The sequence below is a fragment of the Arthrobacter sp. 35/47 genome, from assembly GCF_000520475.1.
Lineage (GTDB): Bacteria > Actinomycetota > Actinomycetes > Actinomycetales > Micrococcaceae > Arthrobacter_D > Arthrobacter_D subterraneus.
This window is the reverse complement of record NZ_KI914603.1, coordinates 52,413-61,331: the sequence shown is the minus strand read 5'-3', so window position 1 is coordinate 61,331 and position 8,919 is coordinate 52,413. Positions and strand designations below refer to the sequence as shown.

8 protein-coding genes are annotated in these 8,919 nt (G+C 65.9%); 4 read left to right on the top strand and 4 right to left on the bottom strand.

Going from position 1 to position 8,919, the window contains the following annotated elements:
- The first annotated feature begins 136 nt into the window (after positions 1-136).
- The 4 genes from X803_RS0110755 (at position 137) to X803_RS0110740 (ending at position 4,373) form a co-directional block, all read left to right on the top strand.
- On the top strand, positions 137-1,561 hold the full coding sequence (locus tag X803_RS0110755; RefSeq protein ID WP_026545139.1) for a mannitol dehydrogenase family protein: 1,425 nt from the start codon (positions 137-139) through the stop codon (positions 1,559-1,561).
- Positions 1,562-1,629: 68 nt separating this feature from the next.
- Positions 1,630-2,859: a D-mannonate dehydratase ManD gene (gene manD / locus X803_RS0110750; protein WP_026545138.1), complete on the top strand. Its 1,230-nt coding sequence runs from the start codon at positions 1,630-1,632 to the stop codon at positions 2,857-2,859.
- A complete protein-coding gene (locus X803_RS19315) occupies positions 2,856-3,404 on the top strand; it encodes a gluconokinase (protein WP_343299622.1) in 549 nt (182 codons plus the stop codon). The genes manD and X803_RS19315 overlap by 4 nt, the downstream gene beginning before the upstream one ends.
- A 60-nt stretch (positions 3,405-3,464) precedes the next feature.
- Positions 3,465-4,373: a hypothetical protein gene (locus tag X803_RS0110740; protein WP_051470670.1), complete on the top strand. Its 909-nt coding sequence runs from the start codon at positions 3,465-3,467 to the stop codon at positions 4,371-4,373.
- A 29-nt stretch (positions 4,374-4,402) separates the two neighbouring features.
- Here the strand turns inward: X803_RS0110740 and X803_RS0110735 are convergent, their stop codons facing one another.
- The 4 genes from X803_RS0110735 to X803_RS21530 all read right to left on the bottom strand — a co-directional run.
- A complete protein-coding gene (locus tag X803_RS0110735; RefSeq protein WP_253907448.1) occupies positions 4,403-5,632 on the bottom strand; it encodes a cation:proton antiporter in 1,230 nt (409 codons plus the stop codon).
- A gap of 58 nt (positions 5,633-5,690) precedes the next feature.
- Entirely contained in the window at positions 5,691-6,359 is a 669-nt protein-coding gene (locus tag X803_RS0110730) for a class F sortase (RefSeq protein ID WP_026545135.1), read from the bottom strand.
- 87 nt (positions 6,360-6,446) lie between these two features.
- Positions 6,447-7,679, bottom strand: coding sequence for a hypothetical protein (locus tag X803_RS0110725; RefSeq protein ID WP_026545134.1), 1,233 nt, complete (start codon positions 7,677-7,679; stop codon positions 6,447-6,449).
- A 118-nt stretch (positions 7,680-7,797) separates the two neighbouring features.
- Positions 7,798-8,919, bottom strand: a 1,122-nt coding sequence (locus X803_RS21530; RefSeq protein WP_035778616.1) for a (Fe-S)-binding protein, incomplete at its 5' end; no start/stop codon positions are given.

The following is an 8,919-nucleotide window of genomic DNA, read 5'->3' as shown; positions in this document are numbered from 1 at the left end:
CCCGCCATGACGCGTCCCGCCGGATTGAGGCATCTTTTCTGGCCCGGCTCGTGGCCGAGCACCGCATCTCCCCGGCGCGCGCCGAGGAACTGATCGTCGACGTCGTCGACCGCGCCCCGCGGCGGGTGTTCAAGCTATGACCGTCCGGCATGAAGCGAAGACATTGAACCGCACCAGTGCAGACGTTTCTCCCGGCGCCCCGGTCCGTATTGTCCACATCGGGCTCGGCGCCTTCCACCGCTCGCACCAGGCCTGGTACACGGAACAGGCTGACCCCGATCGCCAATGGGGCATCGCTGCCTTCACGGGCCGCAGCCCGGAGGCGGCCGCCACCCTCGCCGCGCAGGATGGTCTCTACACACTCGTGGAGCGAGGGGACGACGGCGATGAGTTCAGCATCGTGGGCAGCATCAGTGCAGCACACGACGGCGCCGACCTCGCCCGGCTCACCACGCTCCTGTCCGCGCCGGAGACGGCACTGGTGACCATCACCATCACCGAACCCGCCTACCATCTTGGCGCGGACGGCCGGCTCAACGCCGCCTCGCCCGGGGTGGCGGCTGACGCCGCAGCGCTGCAGGAGCTCCGGACGGCGCCCGGCTATCTGGACCTGCCCGGGAAGTCTCCGCAGCTCGTGACGATGGGGGCCCGGGTTCTGCCTGGTCTTGATGCACGCCGCCGTGCGGGCGCCGGTCCTCTCGCCGTCGTGTCCTGTGACAACCTCACGTCCAACGGGGAAGCTGCATCCCAGGCCATCCAGGGTCTTGCTGCACTGGTCTCGCCCGGGCTCGCGGACTGGATTGCCGGGAACGTCTCCTTTGTGAATACCTCGGTGGACCGCATCACGCCGCGCACCACCGAGGCGGACCTCGTTGCGGTCCGGGAGGCCACCGGGTTCGACGACGCCGCCCCGGTCATCACCGAGCCTTTCTCCAACTGGGTGCTCAGCGGGACGTTCCCCGCGGGACGCCCGGCGTGGGAAAACGCAGGGGCCGTCTTCGTGGAAGACATTGCACCCTTTGAACAGCGCAAGCTGTGGCTGCTCAACGGCGCGCACTCGTTGCTGGCCTACGCCGGGCAACTGCGCGGGCTGCGGACGGTCGCGGATGCGGTGGGCGATGCTGCCTGCACTGCTGAACTCGATGCGTTCTGGGATGAAGCAGCCGCGCACCTGGACCAGCCCGGACTCGACATTCCCGCATACCGCGCAGCCCTGCTGGGCCGCTTCAGGAACGCGCGGATTGAGCACCTGCTTGAACAGATCGGCGCCGACGGCTCCACGAAACTCCGCATGCGGGCCGTTCCCGTCCTCCGCGCAGAGCGTTCAGCCGGCCGCACCGGTGAGGCAGCGGCACGCGCCATCGCAGCCTGGATCGACTTTCTGGCCCGCCGGCACGACGACGGCCGCGCCCCTGCCGATGCTGAGGCCGGCCGGCTCACCGGGCTGCTGGAACTTTCCGGCAAGGATCTCACCCGCGGCCTCGTGGCGGTACTGGACGCAGATTTGGGAGCCAATGCCGCCGTCGTCGATCTTGTGCACAGCCTCCGGGGCAGCTGGTAGCTGCTGCCGTCCCTTCGCGCGTCCCGGGACGCGCCCCGATTGCGAACCCTTTTGAAAGGAACTCCCCCATGAAAATCATTGCCGCGGAAGTCATTGTTACCAGCCCGAGCAGGAACTTCGTCACCCTCAAGATCACCACCGATGAGGGCATCACCGGGCTCGGTGACGCCACGCTGAACGGCCGGGAGCTGGCCGTTGCCACCTACCTCAAGGAACACGTCACGCAGCTGCTGATCAACAAGGACCCGCACCGCATCGAGGACACCTGGCAGTTCCTCTACCGCAGCGCCTACTGGCGCCGGGGCCCGGTCACCATGGCAGCCATCGCCGCTGTGGACATGGCGCTGTGGGATATCAAGGGCAAGGCTGCCGGTATGCCGGTGTACCAGCTGCTGGGCGGCGCCTCCCGGACCGCGCTGCGCACCTACGGCCACGCCTCCGGACGCGACCTGCCGGAGCTGTTCGATTCCATCCGCAAGCACCTTGAGGAGGGCTACAAGTCCATCCGGGTGCAGACCTCGGTGCCAGGCATCAAGGCCCTCTACGGCGTGGCCGCCCAGGCCCAGGCCACCGGCGAACGCTACGACTTTGAGCCGGCCGGCCGCGGCGCGCAGCCCACCGAGGAGGACTGGGACACCCGGGCCTACCTGCGCCACATTCCCACAGTCTTCGAGGCCGTCCGGAACGAGTTCGGTCCCGAGCTGCCCCTGCTGCATGACGGCCACCACCGGATGACGCCGATCCAGGCCGCGAAGCTCGGCAAGTCCCTGGAGCCGTACGACCTGTTCTGGCTCGAAGACGTCACCCCTGCCGAAAACCAGGACTCCTTCCGCCTGATCCGCCAGCACACCACCACCCCCCTGGCGGTCGGCGAAATCTTCAACACCGTCTTTGACTTCCAGACCCTCATCCGGGAACAGCTCATCGACTACGTCCGCGCCGCGTCCACCCACTTCGGCGGTATTTCCCCGCTGAAGAAGGTCATGGACTACGCTGCCCAGTACCAGATCAAGTCCGGTTTCCACGGGCCCACCGACGTCTCCCCGGTCGGTCTCGCCGCCCAGACGCACGTTGGCCTGGCGATCCACAACTTCGGGATCCAGGAGTACATGGAGCACAGCGAGAAGACCAACACCGTCTTCGAGCAGTCCATGACCTTCACCGACGGCTTCCTCCACCCCGGTGACAATCCGGGTCTCGGCGTCGAGCTGAACGAGGAGGCTGCCGCGTCATTCCCCTACCAGCAGGCGTACCTGCCCTACAACCGTCTCTCCGACGGCACGGTGCACGACTGGTGAACGCGCACCACGTCGTCGTCATGGGTGTCTCCGGCTGCGGCAAGAGCACGGTCGGAGGGCTCCTGGCTGCGGCACTTCATGCGGAATTCCTGGACGGGGATTCGCTGCATCCGGCGTCGAATGTCGAGAAAATGGCGGCGGGGATTCCGCTGAACGACGCCGATCGCCGGCCCTGGCTGGAGGAGATCGGGCGGCGGTTCGCCGCGGCCGGGGACAAATCGCTGGTCATCGCCTGCAGTGCGCTGAAGCGCTCCTACCGGGACCTCATCCGCACCGGTGCCGCAGATGCCCGCTTCGTCCATCTGCACGGCACCGCAGAACTTCTCGGCGCGCGGATGGCTGCGCGGCCCGGACACTTCATGCCGCCGTCGCTCCTGGCATCACAATTGCAGACGCTGGAGCCGCTGCAGGCAGATGAGGCCGGGATCGTGCTGGATATTGCGGACAAACCCGCGGACCTTGCGGTCCAGGCCGAACGCTGGCTGGCGGGACACGTACGGCCTTCCGGAACGACGGCGGCGGGCAGCACTGTCGGGATCGGCTGAAGCGAACTAACCTTTACTCATTAGTAAGCTTGCTTTCCAATGATGTGAGGGGACACCACCATGAAGAACGCATCGGCAATTGTGGGGCTGGCTGCAGCCGCCTGTCTGACTCTGACCTCGTGTACCGGTGGCGGGGGCGAATCCGGAACGGCTGAGCCGAGCGGCAGCCCCGGCGAAGCCACCGCCTCCGAGAGCGGCGAGGCTCAGTCGGGAGACGAGAAGGTCTACACCGTCGAGGAACTCCGGGACCTCATTTCCGGCCTGACCGATGAAGAGGGCAACGAGCTCACGCTGTACTCCGAGGATCAGGTGGAGCAGGGCAGCCAGATTGCGCAGTTGCTGCTGACAACCGCCTCGGTCAACCCCGAGGAGTGCAAATCCATCGCTACGGCCGGGCTCCTGGACAGTGTGGAGGGCAGCGAGGTGGCGGTCGCCATCTCGGAGAGCGACGAACCGCGCACCGTCTCGGCGCAGTCGGGCGAGGAGGGACCGTCAGCCACGGAGCTCCTCGAAGAGGTGAGCGGCACCATGGAGCAGTGCGAGGAGTTCACCATCGAGGCGGCGGGCCAGCAGCTCGACGTCACCAGCGAGGAGCTCGATGCCCAGACCGATGCGGAGCAGACCTTCGCCACCGTCAGCACCCGCGGCAATGACGAGTCCCAGATGCTGATGCAGGTCTCGGCCGCCCAGGGCCGACTTCTCGTGGTTGCCACCAAGGGCGGCGCCGACCTGGGTGATGAGGACCAGCAGGAGCTGGAAGATCTGGTCAACGAAGTGCTGAGCAAGGCTGAGGGAGACTCGGGAGAGGCCCCGTCGGACACCGCATCGGCTGAGCCGTCCGCGAGCCCGTCAACCGGAGATGCCAGTGAGGAGCCGAGTGGTGAAGCCACTGACGGTGCCACGGAAGACGCGACGGAAAATGCCACCGACGAGGCTACCGATGAGCCCACCGAAGGAGCCGGCGGTTAGCAGGCCGCTTCAGCGGCTCCTGCGGGACCTCACCCGGTTTCGTGTTCCTGTTTCCGCTCCGGTTCACTTCTCTTGATCCAGGCGCTGAGCGGCGCCGTCGACAGGCCGTGAACCAGGACGGACAGGGTGATCGCCAGGGTGGCGTAGACAAAGATTTCGTGGTTGCCGGTGTGGCGCTCGGCGAGCGTGGCGTAGAACAGCGCAGAGACGCCCACCGGCCCGAACCAGCTGAGAAACGCCGTCTCCGGCACATCGTGCAGGGATCGAATCAGCGGACGCAGCGCCCAGAGGGTGACGATCCTCCGCAGCAGCACTGCGGCCGCAAGGCCAACCGGAGCAATCCATCCGAGGGCGACCCATTCCGCAAAGGGTAGTGCCAGGCCCAGGAGCATGAAGATGGGCAGGAGGAAGAGCCGGGCAACGGCGTCGTTCATCTTGTCCTCCTGTTGCTCATCCCGCTCGGGTATCAGCTGACCGAACACGGCGGCGGCAACGAAGACAGCCAGAATTGCATCGGTGCCCAGGAGTTTCCCGGCGCCGAGGATCAGGAGTCCGAGGGGAACCAGGAAACCAAGATAGGAGCTCTCCTCCATCAACCCGGCGTTTTTCGTCCAGACGAACAGCCGGGCCAACAGAAAGCCCGCGAGAACCCCGAATACCGCTGCCCCCAGCACCTCCCACAACAGCACTTTCACGAGCAGCTCCTGCCACGCAACCCCCGGCTTTGTCAGCAGCAGGATGGGCAGCATCACAAAGAGATAGCCGAGTCCGTCGTTGATGCCGCTCTCGGCGGAGAGGTTGTGGCGGACACGTTCGGGGATGCGGTCCTCGGCAAGGGAACCGGTGACGATGGGCGTGGTGACCACAGGGTCGGTCGGCGTGATGATCGCGCCCAGCAGCAAAGCCACCACGAAGGGAACCCCGAGGAGCGCCCACAGCATGCCCGTGGCCACGACCAGCATTCCGCCCATCCCCAGAAGGATGATGACGGCGATCCAGCGCACGTTCTTCCGCCAGTAGCCGTGCGGCAGCCGAAGGGCAACACCGGTCAGCCCGACGGCCAGGGTGATGCGCGCGGCCTCCTCAAGCAGTGTGCCGGTCGGAACTCCAAAGTCCTCGATGGTTAGAACGCCCACGGCATAAGGGCCCATCAACGCCCCGAACAGAAGTGCGAGCACCGGGCCGGGCAGGCTTATCCGCTGCGTCAGGGTTGAGAACGCCGAGAGCACCAGCACCGCCCCGGCGAAGAGCGCCAACACCAGATTGATGGTCAGAACGTCCCCCTACCCTCGTCCCCGGTGCCCCGGTAACGGTCATCTAGGACACCGGGGTCGCAGTGACGATCACGTTCTTTCCCCAGAGGTCCTCGGTGTAACAGCTGATCAGTACGAGCCTATTGGGGACGATGTTCCAGATGTCGCTGTCCTTCAGCGTGTCCTTGTTGTGAGTGGTGATCGTGTCCACCACGTAGTCGATCTCCCCCTCGGCGGTCGTGAGTGTCACGGAGTCTCCCACCTCAACGTCGGAACTGAGCCGGTTGAAGGGGCTTTCGCGGCCCTCCCAGCTGTGGCCGGTGATGTACACGGTGTCCTCGGAACCCTCACCGGGGGCGCCGTAGTTGGTGAGCCAGTAACCGTCGAGAGTCTCAGGCGGCACGAGTGACTGTGCTGCCAGGTCCGCCTCCGTAGGAGTAAGCGGCAACACCGGGACGTTGATGTCCGCTGACTCAATAATGAGCGCGTTCGGCGCGGAAGCCGGCGGCAGCGCGGGTTGCGGTGCGGGCGCCGACTTAACCGGTGAGGGGGTCGGACTTGCCGGGGCGGACGTTGCCGAAACCGCCGTCGGAGCCGTGGTCGGGGACGCTCCCGGGCCGGAGAACAGCTGCAGCGCAGCCACCACCAGAGCCAGGAAGAGCAGGAGCACGACGGCGGCAAGCACCAGCCGCTTGCGACCCTCCGGCTGGGTCCGGGTGTCGGTAGTACTCATGTTCCTGCGATCTTTTCCCTGTGGTGGTGCCGGTGAGGGGTGCCGTCCGCGCTGGACGGCACCCCTCACCCGACGTGTCCCGTAATGCTAGCTGTTGCGGACGCGGCGGGCTGCCAGCGTTCCGGCGACAACCATGAAGCCCAGACCTGCTGCGAGGACGCCGATCCCGGCGGGGTCGGTCTCGGCCGTCGCTGCGGCGGTCTGGACGTTCATTCCGCGGTTTGCGCTACCGGTGCCCCCACCGGTAGTGCCTGCGCCGCCGCCGGTCCCGGTTCCGGTACCGCCGCCGGTGCCAACGCCGCCCACGGCACCTGCTTCGGTGCAGGCATCGATCGCCGCGTTGAAGAGTGCCTCCAGTTCCAGCAGGTCGATGTCCAGCCCTTCGAGCTGAACGAGGAGACCTTCGACAACGGCTACCGCCGCTGCAAGGTCTGCCTCGGCCTCGAGAACTGCCTGAGCTGCAAGGAGCTCGGTGAACAGGCCGGCCAGAACAGTAAGGTCCACGTTCTCGCCGACGAGTGCTTCGAGGGCGGCCTCGGCTTCGAGGATGGCTGCGGTGTCGCCCGTCTGCAGTGCGGCAATCAGGGCCAGTGTCGCTTCCTGTTCACTCACAGTGACGATGGCGTCGAGCGCCGCCCCGAGCACAACTGCGTCGAACGTCGTGAAGGTCTGGACGTCGATGTTGAGCTCCGTCAGGGTGGCGAGGCTTGCATCGCTCAGCACTTCGTCACCATCATTGATGTCTGTCCGGAGTGCTTCAATACGTCCCGAATCAACCGTGGTGCCGGCATCAACCGCCGCATCAACGGCTGCGTTCAGCCCAGTCTCGTCGAGAAGCTGGGCAAGCAGGAATGTCTCCGGTTCAATTCCGGCGGCGGCCAGTGCTTCCAGCGTGGCCTGGTCCAGCGAGCCGTCAATCGAGGCGTCAAGCAGCGCCCGTGCGTCCCCGACCGCGCTGTCGGCGGAGGCGTTTGCATTGATGAGAGCCTGGATAGCCGGCAGCTCGGGAATGTTGAGCTTTGCATCAGCCAGAACCGGGGCGATTAGGGCTTCGACCTCGGCGAGGGTCAGTGTGCCCTCCACCGTCAGCAGGTCACGCGTTTCCTGTGCGTCGATGAGGTTCTGCAGCGCTACGGCGAGCTGTACCTCCAGGTCCGCGGTAATTCCTGCGTTATTGAGAGCAGCAGTGAACTGGCTCTGCGCGGTGAGGCACTCCGGTGATTCGTGGACGGCTGCGGCAGGCGTTGCGGCAAAAAAAGCACCGCCCGCAACGAGCGTGACGGTGGATCCTGCAGCGAGAAGCTGCTTGCGTGCTTTCATGGTTCTCCCCTGTGCGAGTGGACGTTGGCGTCGTCGCCAACTGCGCCCCGGTTGTTGCGAGTGGCAATCAAGGCCCTCCAACAATTACCGGAATCAAAACCTCAACAGGTAAATACGCTTATTGTGTTATGCAACCGTTATTGTCGAGCGGTGCCTGCGCACTTTGTGCCCGGTCCAGCAGCTGCGCCAGATGGATCCCCTTCCGCTCGCTGAGGTCCTCCAGTTGGGTACGGCAGGAGTAGCCGTCAGCAAGCACGACGACGTCATCAGCTGCCGCGCGGACCGCCGGCAGCAGCTGCTGCTCGGCCACCGCAACGGAAATCTCATAATGGCCGCGCTCAACGCCGAAGTTCCCAGCCAGGCCGCAGCAGCCGCCGAGCTTCTGCAGCGAGGCGCCCGCACCTTCCAGCAGCGCCGCATCCGGGCTCCACCCCATCACAGCGTGATGGTGGCAGTGCGGCTGCGCAACGATGGTGGTCCCCTCCAAGGACGGCGGCTCATAACCGGGCGTCTGCGCGAGCAGTTCCGCGAGGGTGTGTGTGGCTGCGGCAACCTTCCCTGCTTCCGCGCGGCCCAGCAGTTCGATCGAGTCCGAGCGGAGCACCCCGGTGCACGAGGGCTCAAGACCCACAATGGGAATCCCCTGCTCGGCGTACTCCGTGAGCGTCTCGACCGATGAGCGCAGGATCTTCCGGGCGCTGTCGAGCTGCCCGGTCGAAATCCACGTGAGCCCGCAGCACACCGGCTTCTCCGGAATGCGCACCTCGTAGCCTGCGTCCTCGAGCACCCGTACCGCCGCCTTACCGACCTCTGGGGAGAAGTTGTTGGTGAAGGAGTCCGCCCAGAGAAGTACGGGCGGCCGATCCCCGGACGCGTTGACGGGCCGGCCGGCGAACCACTTGTGAAACGTCTGCGGGGCGAAGGCCGGGATCTTTCGGCGCTGGTCCACGCCTGCTACCCGCAGCCCCAGCTTCCCGAGGCCGGGCAGACTCATCAGGGCATTCACCACCCGCGGTGCAACCGAGGCGAGCGAAGCCCACCGTGGCAGCCAGCCGAGCGAATAGTGCGACGCCGGCCGGATCCGACCCTTGTAGCTCTGGTGCAGGACCTCCGCTTTGTAGGAGGCCATGTCGATTCCTGTGGGGCAATCCGAGGCGCAGCCCTTGCAGGACAGGCAGAGGTCGAGGGCATCATGGACTTCCGGCGCCCGCCAGTTGGGCTTGCCCTGCTTGTGGCCGGG